The sequence below is a fragment of the Ruminococcus bovis genome, from assembly GCF_005601135.1.
Lineage (GTDB): Bacteria > Bacillota > Clostridia > Oscillospirales > Acutalibacteraceae > Ruminococcoides > Ruminococcoides bovis.
This window is the reverse complement of the sequence record NZ_CP039381.1, coordinates 776,997-799,642: the sequence shown is the minus strand read 5'-3', so window position 1 is coordinate 799,642 and position 22,646 is coordinate 776,997. Positions and strand designations below refer to the sequence as shown.

The 22,646-nt window shown below is 34.8% G+C and carries 20 protein-coding genes and 1 pseudogene; 19 read left to right on the top strand and 2 right to left on the bottom strand.

Annotated elements, in window-relative coordinates:
• The first annotated feature begins 3 nt into the window (after nucleotides 1-3).
• Genes E5Z56_RS03870 through E5Z56_RS03855 form a run of 4 tightly spaced genes read left to right on the top strand, consistent with a single transcriptional unit; the run spans nucleotide 4 to nucleotide 3,341 of the window.
• The gene (locus E5Z56_RS03870; RefSeq protein WP_138156612.1) at nucleotides 4-855 is read left to right on the top strand and encodes a fumarate hydratase; all 852 of its coding nucleotides are present in this window, start codon (nucleotides 4-6) and stop codon (nucleotides 853-855) included.
• A 10-nt stretch (nucleotides 856-865) separates the two neighbouring features.
• Complete coding sequence (locus E5Z56_RS03865) at nucleotides 866-1,363, top strand: hypothetical protein (RefSeq protein WP_138156611.1); 498 nt, start codon at nucleotides 866-868, stop codon at nucleotides 1,361-1,363.
• A 13-nt stretch (nucleotides 1,364-1,376) separates the two neighbouring features.
• Nucleotides 1,377-1,925, top strand: coding sequence for a Fe-S-containing hydro-lyase (locus E5Z56_RS03860; RefSeq protein ID WP_138156610.1), 549 nt, complete (start codon nucleotides 1,377-1,379; stop codon nucleotides 1,923-1,925).
• A 3-nt stretch (nucleotides 1,926-1,928) separates the two neighbouring features.
• Nucleotides 1,929-3,341: an MBOAT family O-acyltransferase gene (locus tag E5Z56_RS03855; protein WP_138156609.1), complete on the top strand. Its 1,413-nt coding sequence runs from the start codon at nucleotides 1,929-1,931 to the stop codon at nucleotides 3,339-3,341.
• 62 nt (nucleotides 3,342-3,403) lie between these two features.
• Here E5Z56_RS03855 and E5Z56_RS03850 read toward each other — a convergent pair whose 3' ends face one another.
• Nucleotides 3,404-3,910 (bottom strand): flavin reductase family protein, encoded by a 507-nt coding sequence (locus tag E5Z56_RS03850; RefSeq protein WP_138156608.1) that lies wholly within the window; start codon nucleotides 3,908-3,910, stop codon nucleotides 3,404-3,406.
• 260 nt (nucleotides 3,911-4,170) lie between these two features.
• On the opposite strand from E5Z56_RS03850, the pseudogene E5Z56_RS03845 reads away from it, so the two are divergent.
• The 15 genes and pseudogenes from E5Z56_RS03845 to E5Z56_RS03775 all read left to right on the top strand — a co-directional run bounded on the left by E5Z56_RS03845 (nucleotide 4,171) and on the right by E5Z56_RS03775 (nucleotide 21,339).
• Nucleotides 4,171-5,345: pseudogene (locus E5Z56_RS03845) on the top strand (IS110 family RNA-guided transposase).
• 488 nt (nucleotides 5,346-5,833) lie between these two features.
• Nucleotides 5,834-7,057, top strand: a complete 1,224-nt coding sequence (locus E5Z56_RS03840; RefSeq protein ID WP_138156607.1) for an argininosuccinate synthase — start codon at nucleotides 5,834-5,836, stop codon at nucleotides 7,055-7,057.
• 149 nt (nucleotides 7,058-7,206) lie between these two features.
• Nucleotides 7,207-8,580, top strand: a complete 1,374-nt coding sequence (gene argH, locus E5Z56_RS03835) for an argininosuccinate lyase (RefSeq protein WP_138156606.1) — start codon at nucleotides 7,207-7,209, stop codon at nucleotides 8,578-8,580.
• Nucleotides 8,581-8,583: 3 nt separating this feature from the next.
• Entirely contained in the window at nucleotides 8,584-9,618 is a 1,035-nt protein-coding gene (gene argC, locus E5Z56_RS03830) for an N-acetyl-gamma-glutamyl-phosphate reductase (protein WP_138156605.1), read from the top strand.
• Nucleotides 9,619-9,674: 56 nt separating this feature from the next.
• Nucleotides 9,675-10,898, top strand: a complete 1,224-nt coding sequence (argJ, locus tag E5Z56_RS03825) for a bifunctional glutamate N-acetyltransferase/amino-acid acetyltransferase ArgJ (RefSeq protein ID WP_138156604.1) — start codon at nucleotides 9,675-9,677, stop codon at nucleotides 10,896-10,898.
• A gap of 692 nt (nucleotides 10,899-11,590) precedes the next feature.
• A complete protein-coding gene (locus E5Z56_RS03820) occupies nucleotides 11,591-12,142 on the top strand; it encodes a transposase (protein ID WP_138156603.1) in 552 nt (183 codons plus the stop codon).
• 17 nt (nucleotides 12,143-12,159) lie between these two features.
• Nucleotides 12,160-13,011: an acetylglutamate kinase gene (gene argB / locus E5Z56_RS03815; RefSeq protein ID WP_138156602.1), complete on the top strand. Its 852-nt coding sequence runs from the start codon at nucleotides 12,160-12,162 to the stop codon at nucleotides 13,009-13,011.
• 13 nt (nucleotides 13,012-13,024) lie between these two features.
• On the top strand, nucleotides 13,025-13,444 hold the full coding sequence (locus tag E5Z56_RS03810) for a GNAT family N-acetyltransferase (protein WP_022505267.1): 420 nt from the start codon (nucleotides 13,025-13,027) through the stop codon (nucleotides 13,442-13,444).
• 14 nt (nucleotides 13,445-13,458) lie between these two features.
• The gene (locus tag E5Z56_RS03805; protein ID WP_138156601.1) at nucleotides 13,459-14,631 is read left to right on the top strand and encodes an aspartate aminotransferase family protein; all 1,173 of its coding nucleotides are present in this window, start codon (nucleotides 13,459-13,461) and stop codon (nucleotides 14,629-14,631) included.
• A 3-nt stretch (nucleotides 14,632-14,634) separates the two neighbouring features.
• The gene (gene argF, locus E5Z56_RS03800) at nucleotides 14,635-15,555 is read left to right on the top strand and encodes an ornithine carbamoyltransferase (RefSeq protein ID WP_022505265.1); all 921 of its coding nucleotides are present in this window, start codon (nucleotides 14,635-14,637) and stop codon (nucleotides 15,553-15,555) included.
• Between the two features lie 71 nt (nucleotides 15,556-15,626).
• Entirely contained in the window at nucleotides 15,627-16,538 is a 912-nt protein-coding gene (gene nadA / locus E5Z56_RS03795; RefSeq protein WP_138156600.1) for a quinolinate synthase NadA, read from the top strand.
• Nucleotides 16,538-17,602, top strand: coding sequence for a tRNA 2-thiouridine(34) synthase MnmA (mnmA, locus tag E5Z56_RS03790; RefSeq protein WP_138156599.1), 1,065 nt, complete (start codon nucleotides 16,538-16,540; stop codon nucleotides 17,600-17,602). The genes nadA and mnmA overlap by 1 nt, the downstream gene beginning before the upstream one ends.
• A 117-nt stretch (nucleotides 17,603-17,719) precedes the next feature.
• Nucleotides 17,720-18,271 (top strand): biotin transporter BioY, encoded by a 552-nt coding sequence (locus E5Z56_RS03785; RefSeq protein WP_175405365.1) that lies wholly within the window; start codon nucleotides 17,720-17,722, stop codon nucleotides 18,269-18,271.
• Nucleotides 18,272-18,512: 241 nt separating this feature from the next.
• Nucleotides 18,513-19,643 (top strand): cation diffusion facilitator family transporter, encoded by a 1,131-nt coding sequence (locus tag E5Z56_RS03780; RefSeq protein ID WP_138156597.1) that lies wholly within the window; start codon nucleotides 18,513-18,515, stop codon nucleotides 19,641-19,643.
• 217 nt (nucleotides 19,644-19,860) lie between these two features.
• The gene (locus tag E5Z56_RS03775; RefSeq protein ID WP_138156596.1) at nucleotides 19,861-21,339 is read left to right on the top strand and encodes an Ig-like domain-containing protein; all 1,479 of its coding nucleotides are present in this window, start codon (nucleotides 19,861-19,863) and stop codon (nucleotides 21,337-21,339) included.
• Nucleotides 21,340-21,462: 123 nt separating this feature from the next.
• Here E5Z56_RS03775 and ychF read toward each other — a convergent pair whose 3' ends face one another.
• Nucleotides 21,463-22,557, bottom strand: a complete 1,095-nt coding sequence (ychF, locus tag E5Z56_RS03770; RefSeq protein WP_022505259.1) for a redox-regulated ATPase YchF — start codon at nucleotides 22,555-22,557, stop codon at nucleotides 21,463-21,465.
• Nucleotides 22,558-22,646: the final 89 nt, after the last annotated feature.

Sequence of the window (22,646 nt, the reverse complement as noted above, 5' to 3'; positions counted from 1 at the left end):
TATATGGAAGCAAGAAAAATTAAAGCATCATTAATAACAGAAAAGGTTAAGAAGTTGTTTATGGATTGCAACTACTTTATTGGCAATGACATTTACAACGCATTACTAAAAGCCAGAGATACCGAAGAAAGCGAAACAGGCAAAAGTATCCTTGACCAGATTATTGAAAATGATGATATAGCAAAAAAAGAAGAAATACCACTTTGTCAAGATACAGGTATGGCAATTCTGTTTGTTAAGTATGGTGACAAAGTTATTGTTGAGGATGGTTCATTTAATGAGGCTGTTACCGAGGGTGTTCGCAGAGCATATATTGACGGATACCTAAGGAAAAGTGTTGTCAGTGACCCTGTCTTTGACAGAATAAATACTAAGGATAATACACCTTGCATTATTCATACCGAGATTGTCCCTGGGGACAAGATTGAAATTCTTGCCGGTGGCAAAGGCTTTGGCAGTGAAAATATGTCAAAGATTGCAATGTTAACACCAAGTAAGGGTATTGAGGGTGTAAAGGAATTTATCCTAAATACTGTAAGAGAAGCAGGACCTAATCCTTGCCCACCTATGGTTGTAGGTGTTGGTATTGGTGGTACTTTTGAAAAGGCAGCTTTACTTGCTAAGAAAGCTACCTTTAGAAGTATTGATACTCATAATGAAGATAAGCGATATGCCGACCTTGAGGATGAACTACTACAGTCTATTAACAAAATGGGCTTTGGACCTGCAGGTCTTGGTGGTACAACAACTGCCATTGGTGTAAATATCGAAACTTATCCTACCCATATTGCAGGTATGCCTGTTGCAGTAAATATTTGTTGCCATGCAGCAAGACACAGTACAACAACAATATAAGGGAAAATGTATGAAAAGAACAATTAGAATTACTGTAATAACAGTTATTATTATTGCTATTGGTTTAGTCACAATGTTTGTAACTCCCGGTACTTGGAAGTTTGGCACTAATGTGTATTCAAATGATTTCCAAAAAACACCGGAGGACAGCCTTTTTCATTACTACGATACAGTGCAGTTACAACAATCTATAGGTAAAGCCGAAACAGACAAAACTTGTCTTTACCTTTACTTTAACGGTAGTTCAATCAATGTGTGTGAAATGATAAAGAACAATGATAAGTACTGTTATTTCGGAGAAAAAATTAAGTTTAAATACGGCACAGACTATATGAGGTTTGACAGAAATCAAACTGTTATAAATGATGATGTGTATTATTGGGACATTATTTACGAGAACAGAAAGTACCTTATTAGGGATGACAAGTTTAAGTCCATTGACTTTACTGTTACTATCGGTAATGAAACCCGTAATCTGTCCTTTGTGTATTACATAGATAAAAAGTGAGATGGTGAAGAAAATGAAACGATTAACTTTGCCTTTATCGGATAGCGACATTAAAGACCTAAAAGCCGGAGAAACTGTGCTACTTTCAGGTACAATGCTGACAGGTCGTGATGCTGCCCATAAAAGGTTGTATGAACTTGTAGAAAAAGAAGAAAAGTTGCCTATTGATATTAAAGGCGAACTTATCTATTATGTAGGACCTGCACCGGCAAAACCGGGTTTTGCAGTAGGACCGGCAGGACCTACCTCCAGTTATAGAATGGATAAATATGCACCTACACTTTTGGATTTAGGTCTAAAGGGTATGATAGGTAAGGGTGCTAGAAACCAAGATGTAATTGACGCTATTGTAAGAAATGGCTGTGTGTATTTTGCTTGTGTTGGTGGTGCTGCTGCCTTAATAGCAAAATCAATTAAGAAGGAAGAGATACTTTGTTATGAGGACCTTGGTACTGAGGCTATCAGAAGATATACAGTAGAGGATTTTCCTTGTATTGTAGCAATTGATAGTTATGGCAACAATGCCTATACCGAAGGTCAGAAAGATTATTGTAGAGAGTGATTTATGTTATTTGCTAGTACAGTTTTTATATTTGTATTTTTACCGGTAGTTCTGTTACTGTATTATACAGTTTTCAGAAAATGGAGAATGGGTCAAAATGTAATGTTGCTTATTGCAAGTTTGATTTTCTATGCTTGGGGTGAGCCAAAGTATGTTTTGATTATGATTGCATCAATTATTGTTAACTATGCTTTGGGACTTTTAGTTGATAAGGTAAGGCATAGGAAAGTACTTTCAAGGCTTGTAATTGCACTTACAGCAGTACTTAACCTTTCGGTACTGTTTATCTTTAAGTACCTAATGTTTACTGTTGATAATATTAATTCTATTGCAGGACTTAACTTGTCAGTACCAAACATAGCATTGCCTATCGGTATCAGTTTCTTTACATTCCAAGCAATGAGTTATGTAATTGATGTTTATAGGGAAAAGGGTGAAGCTCAGATAAACCCACTGAATGTTGGTCTTTATATTAGTTTCTTCCCTCAGCTTATTGCAGGTCCTATTGTTAGATACGAAACAGTTGCTTATCAGATTAAGCACAGAGTTGAAACCTTTGATAACTTTTCAACAGGTGTTGTAAGATTTATTATCGGTCTTGCAAAGAAAGTTCTTTTGGCAAATACAATGGGTGTTGTTGCCGACTATTCATTTGATATGCCAAACAGTGAACTGACTGTTGTAATGGCTTGGATTGGTGCAATAGCTTATTCACTACAAATTTTCTTTGACTTTAGTGGCTATAGTGATATGGCTATCGGTCTTGGTAAAATGTTTGGCTTTGACTTCCTAGAGAACTTTGATTATCCATACATAAGTAAGTCTATTACTGAGTTCTGGAGAAGATGGCATATGTCACTGGGTACTTGGTTTAGAGATTATGTATATTTTCCACTTGGTGGTTCAAGAGTAAAGAGCAAAGCAAGACTTGTGTTTAACCTATTTGTAGTATGGTCATTAACAGGTATTTGGCATGGTGCAAACTGGACTTTCCTATGTTGGGGCTTAATGTACTTTGTACTGCTTGCAATAGAAAAATTAACAGGTTGGGAAAAGAAATATCCTGACAAAATGATTGTACTTAGAAGAATTTATACATTGTTCTTTGTATTAATGGGTTGGGTACTGTTTAGAGCAGACAGTATTACAGATGCTTGGGCATATATTTGCACAATGTTCGGTAACGGTACTTTGATTAATGACAGTACAATCTATTATGCAATGAACTATTTTGTATATTTCCTAATTGCAATTCTTGTCAGTACACCGATTTTCAAGAACCTTTCTCTAAAGGTAAAGGGTACAAACCCTATTGCATATGTGGTTAGTTCTGTGGGACTTTTAGCTTTGCTTGTTGTTTCCGTCAGCTACATTGTTAAGGGTGCTTATAACCCATTTATTTACTTTAACTTTTAATATTACCTATAAAATAAGGGCTGTTTCGTTATGAAACAGCCCTTTAGTACTTTTACTATGAATTATTCTTTTACAAGTACCTTTTCAATTTCTGAAATGTACATTTTGTGGTAGTCACTACCGTCAGGTGCATATGCTGAGAATACACTTTCGTCAACAACACTGTCGGCATTTAGACTTTGACCATACATTTTACGGCAAATTAGTACAACCTTGCTTTCTGCAAAGTAAGGTGCTTTGTCATCGGTAATAGGTGTTAAACCTGTTTCCTTAACCTTGTCAATATCTCTGCCACTTTTTGAACCACAAATCTTGTGAACATTATGGTATTCATCAGGTAGGAAAGAAATAGCAAAGTATTCGCCATTTTCTAGGTAGTCAAATGTGTATCTCTGTGGACGAATGAAAGTAAATGCAACAGGCTTGTTCCACATAATACCCACACCACCCCAAGAAACAGTCATCATATTAACCTTTTCTTTAGTGTCAACAGTTACAAGTCCCCAATCATCACCGATAAGTGTAAATGGGTTTTCCTTTAGTTCTTTAGCAGATATTTCTTTAAACATTTTATTATCTCCTCGTATAATAAAGTAGTAGTATTTATAGACCCTCTCCAAGGTCTGTGTGCTATAATGATAGAGATACTGTGGATTGTTTACAATCTCCTACCACTTGATGGTTTAATAAAGGCTACAACCACAGTCTCTTTGTATATTTGTTAATTAGTTAGATACCGCATGACGGTTTATTTAGAACGAGGTTACAATCGCAAGGAGTACCAGTGGTCTAAACAGTATCAAAAATACACTCACAAGGAGTTTTCATTATGATTTATATTGGAATTGATGTTGCTAAAGATAAACACGACTGTTTTATTACCAATTCAGATGGTGAAGTCTTATTTAAATCTTTTACTATCTCTAACAATCGTGAAGGCTTTGAAACCTTATTTCAAAAAGTACAATCCATTTCAGATGATTTAACAAAAGTAAAAGTAGGACTTGAAGCTACCGGACACTATAGTTACAATCTTCTGGGATTTCTTCTTGATAAAGGTTTGCCGACCTACATTATCAATCCATTACATACAAATCTATACAGAAAAAGTTTAAGTCTTAGAAAGACGAAAACAGATAAAGTTGATGCCCGTACAATTGCTTCTATGATTATGTCTGATGTGAACTTAAAGTCCTACACAAATACATCATACCACAATGAGGAGCTAAAGTCACTAACTAGATACCGTTTTGATAAAGTAAAAGAAAGAGCAAAATTAAAATCTTCTATTTCTAGACTTGTATGTATCCTTTTTCCTGAATTAGAAAAACTCGTTCCTACACTTCATATGGCTTCAGTTTATGCCTTATTATCTGAATTTCCATCTGCTAATGCTATTGCATCTTCACACCTTACCAGACTTACCAATTTGCTATCTGAAAATTCACATGGACGATATGGTAAAGATACAGCCAATCTAATTCGTAATGCTGCCAGAAATTCTATTGGTTCACATATGCCGCAAAATCCTTAGAACTAAAACACACTATTAAGCTTATCAAAGAATTAACTACTGAAATTAATGAAATTGAAACAGAAATCAAATCTATTATGGATAAAATTGATTCTCCAATACTTACAATCCCAGGTATCGGTTATAATACAGGAGCTATGATTATCGCTGAAATTGGAGATTTCAATCGCTTTGATTCAGCTGATAAAATACTTGCATATGCAGGTATGTCACCTTCTACCTACCAATCCGGTCAATTAGAGAACTGCCATTCTCATATGGAAAAGCGTGGTTCAAGGTACTTACGATACGCTCTGTACAATGCAACAAAATATGTTTGTTACTGGGATGAATCTTTCGGTGTATATCTTGGTAAGAAACGCTCAGAAGGCAAACATTACAATGTTGCATTATCCCATGCAACAAAGAAACTTGTTCGCTTAATTTTTGCAATGGAGAAATCTAAACAACCATACCAACCAACAGTTTAATTCTTTTCATAAATATCTTATTTTGAGCACCATTTATGATGCTCTTTTTTGTCATGCTATTTTTACGATTCCAATACGATCTAAAGGATTTTTTTGATTAATTCAAAATATCTTCATTATAGCCTTGACTTTTAATAGTTAGTCTTTATTTATTTTTATAAGATAAATATATCACATTATGGTTATCATTTGCAAGAAAATGAATAACATACATTAAAAATGTATAATTATACATAAATTTTGCATATATTCATTTTTAAAATCAGGGAAAATCTAGGCTAATCAAGGATATATTTGTATAATTCTTTGTTGTGATTGTATAATTTTACTGCAATATTCTGTATATATGCAAACTTGTTGTCTTAATTCTACAAATTATTGGAAATTTGAATAAATATGCAAATAACCCTTGATTTTCTGTATAATTGGTGTATAATAAAAATATAAATTAATTATTAACCTCATTGAGGACGAAAGGAAATATTATCATGGCAGATAAAGATATTAAAAAAGTTGTTCTTGCTTATTCAGGCGGACTTGATACATCAATCATTATTCCTTGGCTAAAGGAAAACTACAACAACTGTGAAGTTATCGCAGTTTCAGGTAATGTTGGTCAGGGTACAGAACTAGACGGTCTTGAAGAAAAGGCTATCAAGACAGGTGCTAGTAAGCTATATATTGAAGACTTAACAAAAGAATTTATCGAAGATTATGTTTTTGAAACAATCAAGGCTGATGCAGTTTATGAAGGTAAATATCTTCTAGGTACTTCTTTTGCTCGTCCTATTATCGCAAAGAGATTAGTTGAAATTGCTAAGGCTGAAGGTGCTGACGCAATTTGTCACGGTTGTACAGGTAAGGGTAACGACCAGGTTCGTTTTGAACTTGCTATTAAGGCTTATGCTCCTGATATGAAGATTATTGCTCCTTGGAGAACTTGGGAATTTAAGTCAAGAGAAGACGAAATTGAATACGCAGAAAAGATGGGTATTCCTCTAAAGATTAACAGAGAAACAAACTACTCAAAGGATAAGAACCTATGGCACTTAAGCCACGAAGGTCTTGACCTTGAAAATCCTGCAAATGAGCCAAAGTATGATGATCCTAACTTCCTAGAACTAGGTGTATCACCTGAACAAGCTCCTGATAAGGATACATATATTACAATTCACTTTGAAAAGGGTGTTCCAACTGCTATTGACGGTGTTGAAATGGACGGCGTTTCTATCGTTGAAAAGCTAAACGAAGTTGGTGGTGCTAACGGTATCGGTATTACAGATATGATTGAAAACCGTCTTGTTGGTATGAAGAGCCGTGGTGTTTATGAAACTCCAGGTGGCACAATCCTTTACTATGCTCACAAGAAACTAGAAGAACTAACACTTGACAGAGATACATTCCACTATATGGAACTTGTTTCAAACCGTTTTGCTGAACTAGTTTATTATGGTCAGTGGTACACACCACTAAGAGAAGCTCTAACAGCTTTCGTTGATCAGGTAAACACAGTTGTTACAGGTGATGTTAAGCTAAAACTTTACAAGGGCAACATTATTGATGCAGGTGTTACTTCTCCATATTCACTATATGATGAAGATATTGCAACATTTGACGAAGACGAAGTTTATGACCAGAACGACAGTGCAGGTTTCATCAACCTATTCGGTCTTCCAATCAAGGTTCGTGCTAAGAAGGGCTTCATCAAATAATTGATGAAATTTCTTTAAATTGTAATTATAAAGTCCGTATGACCCATACGGACTTTATGTCATTTTCTAGGGGTATGAATTTTCTCCTACTTTTCGGTATTTTTACATAAAAATACCTATAATTTTGCGAAAAAATAGAGGTGTAAGCAATGCAGTTATGGCAAGGAAGATTTAAGAAATCTCTTTCTAAAACAACTAACGATTTTAACTCATCCATTTCTTTTGACTCAAGAATGTTTAGAGAAGATATACAAGGCTCAATCGCTCATGCTACTATGCTGGGTGAAACAGGCATTATCAAGAAAGAAGAGTCACTTCATATTGTTGAAGGTCTAAAAGGTATTCTTGAAGATTTACTTTCAGGTGAACTTCACTTTGATATGGAATGTGAGGATATTCACACATTTATTGAGGGTGAACTAACAAAGAGAATCGGTGATGACGGTAAAAGACTTCACACAGCAAGAAGTAGAAATGACCAGGTTGCTGTTGATATTAAGCTATATTTAAGACACGAAGTAGAAGAGATTATTTCTTTGCTAAAGGACCTAATCAAGGTTATTGCATCTAAGGCTAAGGAATATTATGACACAGTAATGCCGGGTTATACTCATCTTCAGAGAGCACAACCTATTACATTCGGTCATCATTTACTAGCTTATGGCGAAATGTTCCTAAGAGATTTATCAAGACTTCAGGATTGTCGCAAGAGAATGAACATTAACCCACTGGGTTCTTGTGCATTAGCCGGTACAACTTACCCTATTGACAGACATATGACATCAGAACTTTTAGGTTTTGATGCTCCAACAAACAATTCACTTGACGGTGTTTCTGACAGAGATTATTGTCTTGAAATTGCAAGTGACTTGTCAATTATTATGGTACACCTATCAAGATTTTCCGAAGAAATGATTATGTGGTGTAGCTGGGAATTTAAGTTTGTGGAACTTGATGATGCTTTTTCAACAGGTTCATCAATTATGCCACAGAAGAAGAACCCTGATATTGCAGAACTTGTCAGAGGCAAGAGTGGTCGTGTATTTGGTGATACAATGGGACTGCTTACTGCTATGAAGGGTATTGCTTTAGCTTACAACAAGGATATGCAAGAAGATAAAGAGGCAATTTTTGATGCAGTTGATTCTGTAAAAATGTGCCTAATTTCCTTTACTCCAATGCTAGACACTATGACAGTGTTAAAGAATAAAATGAGAAGTGCAGCTGCCGGTGGATTTATCAATGCTACCGACTGTGCCGATTATCTAACTAAGAAAGGTATCCCATTTAGAGATGCTTACAAGGCTACAGGTGCTTTGGTTGCAAGATGTATTGACCTTGGTACTGACCTTGAAAATTTACCTATGGAAGAATACAAGAAAGTACATTCTGCTTTTGATGATGGTGTTTATGAGGCTATCAACCTAGAAAAATGTGTTGCAGACAGAACATCTTTTGGTGGTCCTGCTCCACAGAATGTTATGAAACAAGCAGAAGATATGCTAAAGAAGATTGAGGATTAATTTATGATTAAGGTAGGAATTATTGGTGCAACAGGTTATGCCGGTGCAGAGCTTGTTCGCCTTATTACAACTCACCCACAAGCTGAAATTGTAGCTATTAGCTCAGTTAGCTTTGAGGGTCAGAAAATTAGTGATGTATATAGAAGTTATGTAAATATAAACGAAATGATTTGCGAAAATGCAGATGATGTTGTAGAAAAAGCAGAAGTTATCTTTGCTGCTTTACCACATGGTTTAAGCCAAGAACTTGCAAAGAAATGTTATGACAATGACAAGGTGTTTATTGACCTAGGTGCTGACTTTAGACTAAAGAGCGAAGAAGAATACAAAGAATGGTACAAAGGTGAATATGTACACAAGGAACTTCACGATATGGCAGTTTACGGTTTACCTGAATTTTATCGTGACAAGATTAAGGGTGCTAAGATTATTGCAAATCCCGGTTGTTACACAACTTGTTCACCACTTGCTTTAGTACCTGCTCTTAATGCCGGTGTTATTGACACTAAGGGTATTATTTGTGACTGTAAAAGTGGTGTTACCGGTGCAGGTCGTTCACTTTCTCAGGGTAATCACTATCCTGAACTAAACGAAGGTTTCCATCCTTATAAGGTTGCTTGTCACCGTCATACTCCTGAAATTGAACAGACACTTACTTCTTTTGCTGATGAAAAGGTAACAATTACTTTCGTTCCACATTTGCTACCTGTAAACAGAGGTATCCTTGCTACTTGTTATGCTCCTTTAAAGAAGGACATTACAATGGAAGAACTAAGAAAGATTTATCAAGATTTCTACAAAGGTGAATATTTCATCAGACTTCTTGATGATGGTCAAGTAGCTGATATTCACAATGTTAAGTACAGTAATTTCTGTGATATTTCTCTTCACCTGGACAAAAGAGCAAACTTGCTTGTTGCAGTAGCTGCCATTGACAATATGGTTAAGGGTGCTGCCGGTCAAGCAATTCAGAATATGAATATTATTTTTGGTTTAGACGAAAAGACAGGTTTGGAAATCGTTCCTCCTGCATTCTAATATTTACAAATACTTCTTTACAAGGCGTAATAATAAATAAAAAATGAGGTATATTTATGGACTTTAGATTTATTGATGGAACTATCACAACTCCTCAAGGCTTTACCGGTGCAGCTATCTGTGGTGGTATCAAAGAGGGTAACACAACTAAGAAAGATATTATGATGGTAAAGTGCGACACTTTGTGTAATGCTGCTGCTGTTTATACAAAAAACCTTGTAAAGTCAGATGCTATCCTAGTAACTCAGGAACATTTGAAAAACGGCAAAGCACAGGCTATTGTTGCTAACAGTGGTAACGCAAATACTTGTAACGCTGACGGTTACAAGAAGGCATCAGATGTTTGCAAACTTTGTGCATCAACACTTAATATTGCCGAAGATGATGTTATTGTTGCATCAACAGGTGTTATCGGTGTGCCACTACCACTTGAACCATTTGAACAGAAACTTTATTTAATGAAGAAAATGATGAGTAGCGAAAATGGCTCTGACTGTGCCGAAGCAATTATGACAACAGATACAGTTAAAAAAGAAATGGCAATGGAAATGACTATTGACGGCAAAACTGTTACTGTTGGTGGTATTGCTAAGGGCAGTGGTATGATTCATATTAATATGGGTACAATGCTTTCTTTCGTTACAACTGACTGTGCTATCAGCTCAAAAATGTTGGAAGAAGCACTTAAGGAAGCAGTAGAAGACAGCTACAATATGGTTTCTGTTGACGGTGATACTTCTACTAACGATACACTTGCTATTATGGCCAGTGGTAAAGCAGGTAATAAGGAAATCACAACTAAGAATGAAGATTATAAGACATTTGTTGCCGGTTTAACAGAGGCTTTCAAGTCACTTGCTAAGCAACTTGCTAAAGACGGTGAGGGTGCAACAAAGCTACTTATCTGTGATGTTAGTGGAGCTAAAACAAAGAAAGATGCAGTAGGTGTTGCAAAGACAGTTATCGGTTCTTCTCTTGTAAAGACTGCTATGTTTGGTGCAGATGCTAACTGGGGCAGAGTGCTATGTGCTATCGGTTACAGTGGTATGGATGTTGACATTAGCAAGGTTAAGGTTACTTTCAAAAGCGAAGGTGGCGAAGTTCTTGTTTGTGAGAACGGTGCCGGTGTTGGCTTTGACGAAGATGAGGCAAAGAAAGTCCTAGTTTGTGATACTGTTACTATTGATATTGAACTTAATGACGGTGAAGGCTTTGCCGAAGCTTATGGTTGCGACCTAACATATGATTATGTAAAAATCAACGGTGACTATAGAACCTGATTGCTGATATATAAAAATAATGTAATTGTAAACATTTTAAAATGTATGGGCGAACATTGTTCGCTCGAAAGATACCTTTAAAATGATGTAGAGAAAAATCTGCAAATACCTTTTAGTAAATCTAATACCCAACGGTCCAACAATGTTGGACCCTACAACAGGGTTTGTTGGTTTAACAGAGTTACTAAGTAATTTAAGGGTATATGTGATGTTTTTATTAATACAAAATTTTCAAAATAAAATGTAGGGGCGAACATTGTTCGCCCGAAAGATACCTTTAAAAAGAAGTAGAGAAAAATCTGCAAAAGACTTTTAGAAAAGCTAAAACCAACGGTCCAACAATGTTGGACCCTACAATAGGGTTTGTTGGTTTAACAGAGTTACTAGGTAATTTAAGGGTATATGTGATGTTTTTATTAATACAAAATTTTCAAAATAAAATGTAGGGGCGAACATTGTTCGCCCGAAAGATACCTTTAAAATGATGTAGAGAAAAATCTGCAAATGCTTTTTAGTAAATCTAATACCCAACGGTCCAACAATGTTGGACCCTACAACAGGGTTTGTTGGTTTAACAGAGTTACTAGGTAATTTAAGGGTATATGTAATGTTTTATTAATTTAATACAAAATTTTCAAAATAAAATGTAGGGGCGAACATTGTTCGCCCGAAAAAAGAAAACAAAAACATAAATGGAAACTGTAAAATCAAACAAGAACTTTCCAAAACGAAAATCTATAAGGTTAAAAAATTATGATTATTCTACTGCCGGTGTATATTTTATTACAATATGCACTAAGGATAGAAAAAATTATTTTTGGCAACCAAAAGAGATTTATTGTAAGTTTATAGGGAATAACATTATTCGACCTTATAAAATACCTTTAAGTAAATATGGTAGGATAGCTGAAAGAAAACTTTTAAATATTCCAAGAATATATAAAGGTATTTCTGTTAGTTCATTTGTTATTATGCCTAACCATATACATATGCTTTTAACGGTTAGTTCTAATCAAAGATATAACCATTCAACAACGCTTGATGTTACAGAAGGTAAGGCTAGTATTACAAGAGTTGTTAAGCAGTTTAAAGGTGCAGTTTCTAAAGAAGTTGGTTTTTCTGTTTGGCAAAGGTCATTTTATGACCACATTGTGCGAAGTGAAAAAGACTTAGCAAAAATGTGGCAATATATAAAAAGCAATCCGTTATTATGGGAAGATGATTGTTTTAGAAAAATAAGATAGAGAAAGAAGTTTGAGAAATGGATAGTAGTTTAACAGCAAAAGTGCTTACACAAGCAATGCCATATATTCAGAAATATGCCGGTGAAACAATTGTTGTAAAATACGGTGGCAATGCAATGCTTAACGAAGATTTAAAGGCTGCTGTTATGAGTGACATTGTACTAATGCAACTTGTTGGTGTAAATGTTGTTCTTGTACATGGTGGTGGTCCTGAAATTTCTTCAATGCTAAAAAGAGTTGGCATTGAAAGTAAATTCATCAACGGTATGCGTGTTACCGATAAAGAAACAATGGATATTGTTCAGCAAGTTTTAGCCGGTAAGGTAAACAAAAGCTTAACTCAGCACCTTAACCATGCAGGTGGCAAGGCTATTGGTCTTTGTGGTCTTGACAGTAATATGCTTATGGCTGAAAAGATGGTTACAGGTGATGACCTAGGTTATGTTGGTGAAATCACAGAAGTAAATAGTGAAGTTATTAACGATGCTATTAATGACGGCTATGTACCTATTATTGCTACTGTAGCCGGTGACTATAAGGGTAATGTGTATAACATTAATGCTGATATTGCTGCTGCCCATATTGCATCAAAGATTGGTGCTAAGAAACTTATTCTTATGACTGATATTAGAGGACTGCTTCAGGATAAAGATGATGAAGACTCACTTATCTCTGTAGTAAATGTCAGTGAAGTCAGTCAGCTAAAGAGAGAGGGCATCATCAGTGGTGGTATGATACCTAAGATTGATTGTTGTGTTGAGGCAGTTCGTCAAGGTGTATCAAGAGCTCATATTATTGACGGTAGAATTGAACATTCTATTCTTATTGAATTGTTCTCCGATGAAGGTATCGGTACAATGTTCTATTAATAAGGAAATATATATGGATAATTTACAGATTAGAGAAATGACAATTGAAGACTATGATGAGATTTTTGCTCTTTGGCAAGTAACAACAAAGAGAGCCTTGTCTGATGCCGACAGTAGAGAAAATATTGCCAAGTACCTTGAACACAACAAGGGTATGTCACTTGTTGGTATAGTTGACGGTAAGATTATTGCTACTGTACTTGCAGGTCATGACGGCAGAAGAGGTTTTATTCATCATATGGCAGTTAGCCCTGATTACCGTAGAATGGGTGTTGGCAGAAGCCTTGCTACTGAGGCTGACAAAAGAATAAAACAAGCCGGTATTAAGAAAACTCACATTTTCTGTTACAAAAACAATCAACTAGGTCAACCTTTTTGGAAAGCAATGGGTTTTACAAAGAGGGATGACATTGATGTTTTCTCATTTGATTGATAGGATTGATTACAATGGATAATAAAAAGATTAAAGAATTAGATAATGAAAATATTATGCATACATACGGCAGATATGATGTTTGTCTAACTAAAGGTAAAGGTGTGTATGCTTATGACGATAACGGTAAGAAATATATTGATGTTTCTTCCGGTATCGGTGTAAACAGTCTTGGTTACTGTGATGACGGTTGGGTAAAGGCAGTTAGTGAACAAGCCGGTACTATTCAGCACATTAGTAACTATTACTACAACAAGGTTGCCGGTGTTCTTGCTGAAAAGCTAACCAAGGCAACAGGACTTTCAAAAGTATTCTTTGGCAACAGTGGTGCTGAAGCAAATGAATGTGCAATTAAGGTTGCAAGAAAATATTCATTTGATAAGTACGGCAGAGGCAGAGACCATATTATTACTTTGGTAAACAGTTTCCATGGCAGAACTATTGCAACATTGTCTGCAACAGGTCAGGATGTTTTCCACAACTACTTCTTCCCATTTGTAGAAGGCTTTGATAATGCTATTGCCAATGATATTGAAAGTCTAAAGAATACAATCACAGACAAAACTTGTGCTGTTATGCTAGAGACAGTTCAGGGTGAGGGTGGTGTAAATATCCTTGACTCTGAATATCTACAACAGGTAAGAAAGATTTGTGATGAAAAGGACATTTTGCTTATTGTTGATGAAGTACAGACAGGTGTTTGCCGTACAGGTAAACTTTACGGCTATATGCACAGTGGCATTAAGCCTGATGTTGTAACTTCTGCAAAAGGTCTTGGTGGTGGACTTCCTATTGGTGTTTGTATGGTTAATGACAAGCTAAAGGATGTTATGGGTCCATCAACTCACGGTACAACATTTGGCAGTAATCCTGTTGTTTGTGCCGGTGCTAACTATATTATTGATACAGTAAACACCCCTGAATTTATTGAAGAAATCAACAAGAAGGGTGCTTACTTTAAAGAAAAAATTGAAAAAATCAAAGGTGTTAAGTCAGTTCGTCAACAAGGCTTAATGATTGGTATTGAAGTTGAGGGCAATGCCGGTGATATTGCAAAGAAATGTACAGAAAACGGACTTCTTGTAATCACTGCAAAAACATTATTAAGAATGTTGCCACCACTAAATATTAAGTATGAAGAAATTGATGAAGCACTTGCTATACTAAAGAAGGTAATGGAGGAATAAAGGATGAAGCATTTATTAACACTTGAAAGTCTATCAACAGAAGAAATTAAGGATATTCTTAACCTTGCTGATCAGCTAAAGTATGAACTAAAGCATGGTATTGAACATCATCACCTAAAGGGTAAAACACTGGGTATGATTTTTGAAAAGTCATCAACAAGAACAAGAGTTTCTTTTGAAACAGGTATGTATCAGCTAGGTGGTCACCCACTATTCTTATCATCAAATGATTTACAGATTGGTAGAGGTGAACCTGTAGAAGATACTGCAAGAGTTCTTTCAAGAATGTTAGACGGTATTATGATTCGTACATTTGCTCAGGCAGAAGTTGATGCACTTGCTGAATACGGTTCAATCCCTGTTATTAACGGTTTAACAGACTATTGTCACCCATGTCAGGTACTTGCTGACCTTATGACAATTCGTGAATTTAAGGGTAAGCTAAAGGGTCTTAAGTTAGCATTTATCGGTGACGGTAACAATATGGCTAACTCACTTATTGTTGGTTGCTTAAAGTGTGGTATGAGCGTTGCTATTGCTTGTCCTAAGGGTTATGAACCTCCAAAGAACATTCTTGACTTTGCAGACAATTATCCGGGTATGTTTGAAATGACAACAGACCCACTAAAGGCTGCTGAAAATGCTGATGTTGTATATACTGATGTATGGGCATCAATGGGTCAGGAAGAAGAAAAGGCTATTCGTGAAAAGGCATTTGCCGGTATTCAGATTAATGCTGAACTAATGGAAAAAACAAACAAGGATTGTATGGTTCTTCATTGCCTACCTGCTCACAGAGGTGAAGAAATTACTGCTGATGTTTTTGAAGCTCATGCTGATGAAATCTTTGAAGAAGCAGAAAACAGACTCCATGCTCAAAAGGCTGTTATGGTTAGACTAATGGCTGACAAACAACCTGAATAATCAACTGAATTTGACTTTATGGTGTGGATTTGATATAATCTATCCACACCAAAATGATAGGATTTGAATTTATGATTAACGACATTCAAAAGCAGATTTTAAAATTAAAAGAAGAAAATGATGTGTGTATTCTTGCACACTCATATATGGCTCAGGAGATTAAAGAAATTGCCGATTTTACAGGTGACAGTTATGCACTTGCAGTAAAATCAGCTAAAGTACCACAGAAAACAGTTATTATGTGTGGTGTTCGTTTTATGGCAGAAACAGTAAAGATTCTTGCTCCTGAAAAGAAAGTTATCCTAAGCAACCCTGATGCCGGTTGTCCTATGGCAGAACAGATGGATAAGGAAACTATTTCTCTTGTAAAGGAACAGTATCCTGACTATGCAGTAGTTGCATACATAAATACTACTGCAAGTTTAAAAACTATATGTGATGTATGTGTTACATCATCTTCAGCTGTTGAGATTTGTAAGAAACTTGATGCTGACAAGATTTTGTTTATTCCTGACTGTAACCTAGGTTCTTATGTTGCAAAGCAAGTACCTGAAAAGGAATTTAAACTTCTTCACGGTGGTTGCCCAACTCATGCAAAGATTTCTGAAAGTAAGCTACTTGAGGCTATGAAGAAACACCCAAATGCAAAGGTGCTTGTTCATCCTGAATGTCAGCCTGATGTTGTACAACATGCTGATTATGTCGGTTCAACTTCCGGTATTGTTAACTTTGCTAAGCAGAGTGAAGACAAGGAATTTATTATCGGTACAGAAATTTCTATTGCTGAAGAGTTACAGTATGCTTGTCCTGATAAACAGTTCTACCCAATGTCAAAGGACTTAATCTGTCCTAATATGAAAGCAACTACACTAATGGATGTTTATGGTTGCTTAAAGGGTACATTTGGTGATGAGATCACAATGGACGAAGAAAAGCGTTTACAGGCTAAAAAATGTATTGATGAAATGATAAGGTTAGGCTAATGAAAAAGGCTATAATTGCAATGAGTGGCGGCGTTGATTCCAGCGTCGCAGCTTTTATTATGAAAGAAAAAGGTTATCACATCATTGGTGTTACAATGAAACTTTATGATAACGATGACATCGGCATTGATACAGAGAGAACTTGTTGTTCACTTTCTGATATTGAAGATGCAAGAAGTGTTTGCTATAAACTGGGTGCACTTTATTATGTTTTCAACTTCAAAGCTGATTTTAAAGAAAAAATAATAGATGATTTTATTGAGACTTACGAAAACGGTGGTACTCCAAACCCTTGTATCCGTTGTAACAGATACCTAAAGTTTGATAAGCTAATGCACCGTATGAAAGAGCTACAGTATGATTATGTTGTTACAGGTCACTATGCAAGAATTGAGAAGAAAGGCGACAGATATATCCTAAAGAAAGCAGTTGACCTTTCTAAGGACCAAAGTTATGTTCTTTACAATATGACTCAAGAACAACTTGCTCATGTTCAGTTTCCATTAGGTGAAATGGAAAAAAGTGAAACTCGTAAAATCGCAGAAGAAAATGGCTTTATCAATGCTGATAAAAAGGATAGTCAGGACATTTGCTTTGTGCCAAATGGTGACTATGCTGCATTTATTGAGGATTATACAGGCAAAAAGTATCCTGAGGGTGACTTTGTAGATACAAGTGGTAATGTACTTGGTAAGCATAAAGGTATTATCCGTTATACTATCGGTCAAAGAAAAGGCTTGGGTCTTGCTTTGCCTTGCCCTATGTATGTTAAGGAAAAGGACTTAGAGGATAACAAAGTTGTGCTTTGCCTAAATGATGAACTTTTCTCTAAGGAACTTTATGCTAACGATTTTAACTGGTTATCTATTGAAGAACCAAAGGAAGAAATCCGTTGTAAGGCTAGAATTCGTTACAACCAAAAGGAACAACCTGCTACTGCAAAAGTAATGGAAGACGGTAAAGTTAAGGTTACTTTTGACGAAAGCCAAAGAGCAATTTGTAAAGGACAAGCAGTTGTACTTTATGATGGTGATGTTGTTCTTGGTGGTGGAACAATTCTATAATTAGGTTGACAATTACCCATAGGTTAACAATTGTTAACAATAATTAATATTAAGGTTGACAATACTATAATTATGAGTTATAATACTCCTTGTGATATACACAGGGGGTATTTTTTTATGAAGAACAATAAAATATTTGATATGGTAGTGTGTGCATTATTTGCAGCTATCTGTTGTATCTTTTCAATCATCACTATTCCAATCGGTGTTGTACCGGTTTCACTTGGTATTTTGGCAGTAGTATTTACAGCAGTAGTGCTTGGTCCTGTAAAAGGTCTAATCTCTGTTGTTGTTTACTTACTATTAGGTTTATTCTTACCACTGTTTAGTGGTGGACAGACAGGTCTATCTACATATGCTAACATTACCGGTGGTTATGTTTGGTCTTACCTAATTGTTGTAGTAGTTGTTGGTTTGATTTGTAAAATCCCAACTAAGAACAAAGCTCTTGAAATTGTTATTAGTATTTTAGCTTGTGCAGTTGGTGTTGTTATTTGTTACACTTGTGGTACAATTCAGTTTATGGCTATTACAAAGTATGATTTAAATGCTTCTTTGGCAGCTTGTGTAATTCCATTCCTACCATTTGACGCAATCAAGTGTGTTATTGCCGGTGTGGTTGGACCTTTACTAAAAATAGCACTTAGAAAATCAGGCTATATGAAATAATCGTTATTCTACCTTGGTAGTAAAATATTCATCAATCCCTTTGAAGAAAAGACCGATTTTTATCGGTCTTTTTTCTTGAAATTTTATATAATTAATGTTATAATCACTTTACTATTTAAGCATATAATGTATTATAAACTAGCAAGTTGTTTATTCAACCGGGCCAAAGGGCAACAGAATTTTCTGTGGGACAGTTTTTACTGCCCCACTTTTTTATTATATAATGAAATGAGATGATTTTATGGAAAGTACTGAGGAAAGAAACAGAGCAAAGGTAGGCAAGTTAGCCGGTATAGTGGGAATAATCTGCAACTTCGCTTTAGCCGGTGGTAAGTTTGTTGTAGGTACACTTGTTTCTTCAATGTCAATTATCGCTGATAGTGTTAACAACCTTTCTGATGCAGCAAGTTCAATTGTCACCTTATTAGGCTTTAAGTTAGCAGAAAAACCGGCTGATAAGAAACACCCATTTGGCCACGCAAGGTTTGAATATTTAGCAAGTTTAACTGTAGCAGTAATGATTTTTGTTATTGGTTTTGAACTTGCAAAAAGTTCAGTTGAAAAAATAATTTCTCCAACACCTGTAAAATTTTCTTTGGTCACAATTATTGTGCTTATAGTTTCAATTCTTGTGAAACTATGGATGACATTCTTTTATAATAAAAAAGGCAAACAAATCCATTCCACAACATTACTTGCAGCAAGTGCAGACAGTAGAAATGATGTGTTAACAACTACTTGTGTACTTATTGCAATGGTTGTTGAATTACTGACAAAGTGGCAGATAGATGGAATTATGGGTGCTTTGGTGTCACTGTTTATTTTGTATAATGGCATAGGACTTATTAGGCAGACAATCTCACCACTATTAGGTGAAGAGGCTACCCCTGAATTTAGGAAAGAAATTATTGATTTTGTTAATTCATATGACAAGGTGTTAGGTTGTCACGACTTAATGATTCACGATTATGGTCCGGCAAAAAGATATGCAACAATTCATGTTGAGGTTGATAAGGATGAAGACCCTATGACTTGTCACGATACAATAGATAGAATAGAAAGACAATGCCTAAAGAAATTCGGTATTCATATGGTTGTCCACTATGACCCTATTGTTACTGATGATTTAAAAGCAGAAAAGTTGCAACTGAAAATTATGGAGTGCTTAAAGTCAAAGGACAGTAGGCTTTCAATCCATGATTTTAGAATTGCTAATTGCAGTAGTGGCACACTTCTTGTGTTTGATTTAGTTTTACCGGAAGATATGATGAGCCAGCGCAATCAAATAAAAGAATATATCTTACATTCAATTAATAAAGGTAAGTCAAAGTACCTACTTGATGTTACCTTTGACATTGATACAAATGATTAAAAGAAAAAGCTGAAACTTTAATAAGTTTCAGCTTTTCTAAATAATAAATAAAATTATGTTAATAAAGTTATAAATTTTATTGACATAATACAAATAATAGTTGTATAATAGGTATAAATTAAATATCTCTTTAGATTTAGAAATGAGATGGTAAATAATAGTAAAAATAAACGATATATAAATTCAGCGTATTAAAAATTTAAGAGAGGGTAAGAAAATGAAAAGAAAAATTTTATCAATTGTTTTATCACTATTTTTAGTCGTTTCTGTGGTTTTTCAGTTAACGATGACTTCCTTTGCTACATCTAATAAAATAGAAGTTTTAGCATATGATAATACTGATTTAAAGGTGGTTATGTCCAAAACATCTTTTGAATATACAGGTACAGATATTTGCCCCAAAATAGAGGTTTATGATGGCGATTTTTTATTAACTGAAAACATTGATTATCTACTTGATTATAGGGATAATGTTTCACCTGGCAAGGGTAGTGTAACGGTATTTTTTATTGGAGCATATGATGGAGAAATTACAAAGTATTTTAATATCTTTCTATCCTTAAATAAATGTCATGTAAGTATTAACAAGAAAACTTATGTTTATGAAAATAAATCATATAGACCTACTGTTAGGGTAACTGATAAATTCTATGATAGTATTTCAATAAGAGATTATACCGTAACTTATAGGAATAACAGAAAAGTTGGGAAAGCCTCAGTTATTATTTTTGGTAAAAATTCAATAAAAGGAAAAAGAACTGTTAATTTCAATATCATTCCTAAAGTGAATAAAAGTGCAAGTGTTTATGTGGGTCAGACTTATAAACTGAATGCAAAATCATCTGCAAAAATTAGCTATAAATCTTCTAATACAAAAGTTGTAAAAGTGAATAGTAAAGGTGTTGCTACTGCTCTAAGAAAAGGTTCTGCTAGAGTTACAATCAAAAGTAATGGGCAATCAAATTCTATTAAAATTAATGTAAAACAGCCTTATGTGTCATTACCTAAGAGTCAGTATGTTGTGTTAAATAGGTCAGTTAGACTTAAGATTAAAAAATATCCTTCTAATGTACATGTTTTTTGGTCAACTAGTAATAAGAAAATTGCAACAGTTAATTCAAAAGGTGTAGTAAAAGGTAAGTCTAAGGGAATAGCTAAAATTACAGCTAAATTTAAATATGCTGGTAGAACTTATAAATCTGTTTGTACAGTTAGAGTTGCACCAGTAAAAAAATATAATGTTGGTACATATAAAGTAGGTAGAGATATGCCTGCAGGTGAATATGTATTGTATTCCACAAATAAATTAGCATACTTTAGTATTAACTCTGATAGTAGTGGTAGTGTATATTCAATTATTTCTAATGATAATTTTTACAATACATCTATTGTCAAAGTGTATGATGGAGAGTATTTAGAACTTAAACGCTGTTATGCTATTAATATAAAATATGCATCAAAGAATAAAAATTATGAATCTGGTGGTATGTTTAAAGTAGGTAGAGATATTGCTCCAGGTGAATATAAATTGACTTCTAGTGGTGGTATGGGATATTATGAGGTTAGTTCTGATAGTAGACACTCTGTATATGATATAAAGTCAAATGATAATTTCTATGGAAGTGCATATGTTACTGTGAAAAATGGAGATTACTTAAAATTAGCTAGATGTTATATGTCATCATACTATAATTAATAAAAACACCGGCTACCATTAATTTGGTAGCCGGTTTGCTATATAATATGAAATTTTAGTTTATATTTAATAAAATGCAATTTTTAGATTAGTGCAATCAAAATTAAAAAATAAAATTAAAATTTAAACATTAAATCTAAATAGAACTACATCTCCGTCTTTCATAACATAGTCTTTACCTTCTGAACGAACAAGACCTTTTTCTTTACAAGCAGTCATACCACCGTTTGCGATAAGGTCATCATAAGAAACAACTTCTGCTCTGATGAAACCTCTTTCAAAGTCTGTGTGGATTTTACCGGCAGCTTGAGGAGCTTTAGTACCCTTAGTGATTGTCCATGCTCTAACTTCAGGTTTACCGGCAGTTAGGTAAGAGATTAATCCAAGTAGTGAGTAACATTCCTTGATAAGTCTGTCAAGACCACTTTCTTCAAGACCTAGATCAGAAAGGAACAGTTCCTTTTCTTCCTTGTCCATATCAACAATATCCATTTCAATTTGTGCACAGATTGGCAGTACTGCTGCATGTTCTTCACTTGCAATATCTCTAACTGTTTGTAGCATTTTGTTGTCCTGAATACCGTTGGTAAAGTCATCTTCACTCATATTTGCAGCGTAGATAATTGGCTTTGTTGTAAGTAAAGCAACTTCCTTTAGCCATTCTTCCTGTTCTTCTGTTGTTTCAACAGTTCTTGCACTTTTACCTTTGTTTAGTGTGTCAAGAACTTCCTCAAAGAAGTCAATCTGTGGTTGTAGGCTCTTGTCACCTTTAAGTGCCTTTTTAAGTCTATCAATCTTTCTTGTTACCATTTCTACATCAGAAAGGATAAGCTCAATGTCAATTGTTTCAATATCTCTTGCAGGGTCAACTGAACCCTCAACATGGATAATGTCATCATTTTCAAAACATCTTACAACATGAACAATAGCGTCACATTCACGAATGTTAGAAAGGAACTTGTTGCCAAGACCTTCACCCTTTGATGCACCTTTTACAAGACCGGCAATATCAACAAATTCAATTGTTGCCGGTGTGATTTTATCCGGATTATACATTTCTGCAAGTTTGTCAATACGCTTATCAGGTACTGCTACAACACCAACATTTGGTTCAATAGTACAGAACGGATAGTTTGCACTCTGAGCTCCTGCATTAGTGATAGCATTGAAAAGTGTACTTTTACCTACATTAGGTAAGCCTACAATTCCTAATTTCATTGTTTTTCTCCTTTTATATTGTATTGAATTAATTTATCAGATGATGTATTATTATACCATAGAAATTCTAATTATACAATGATAATCAT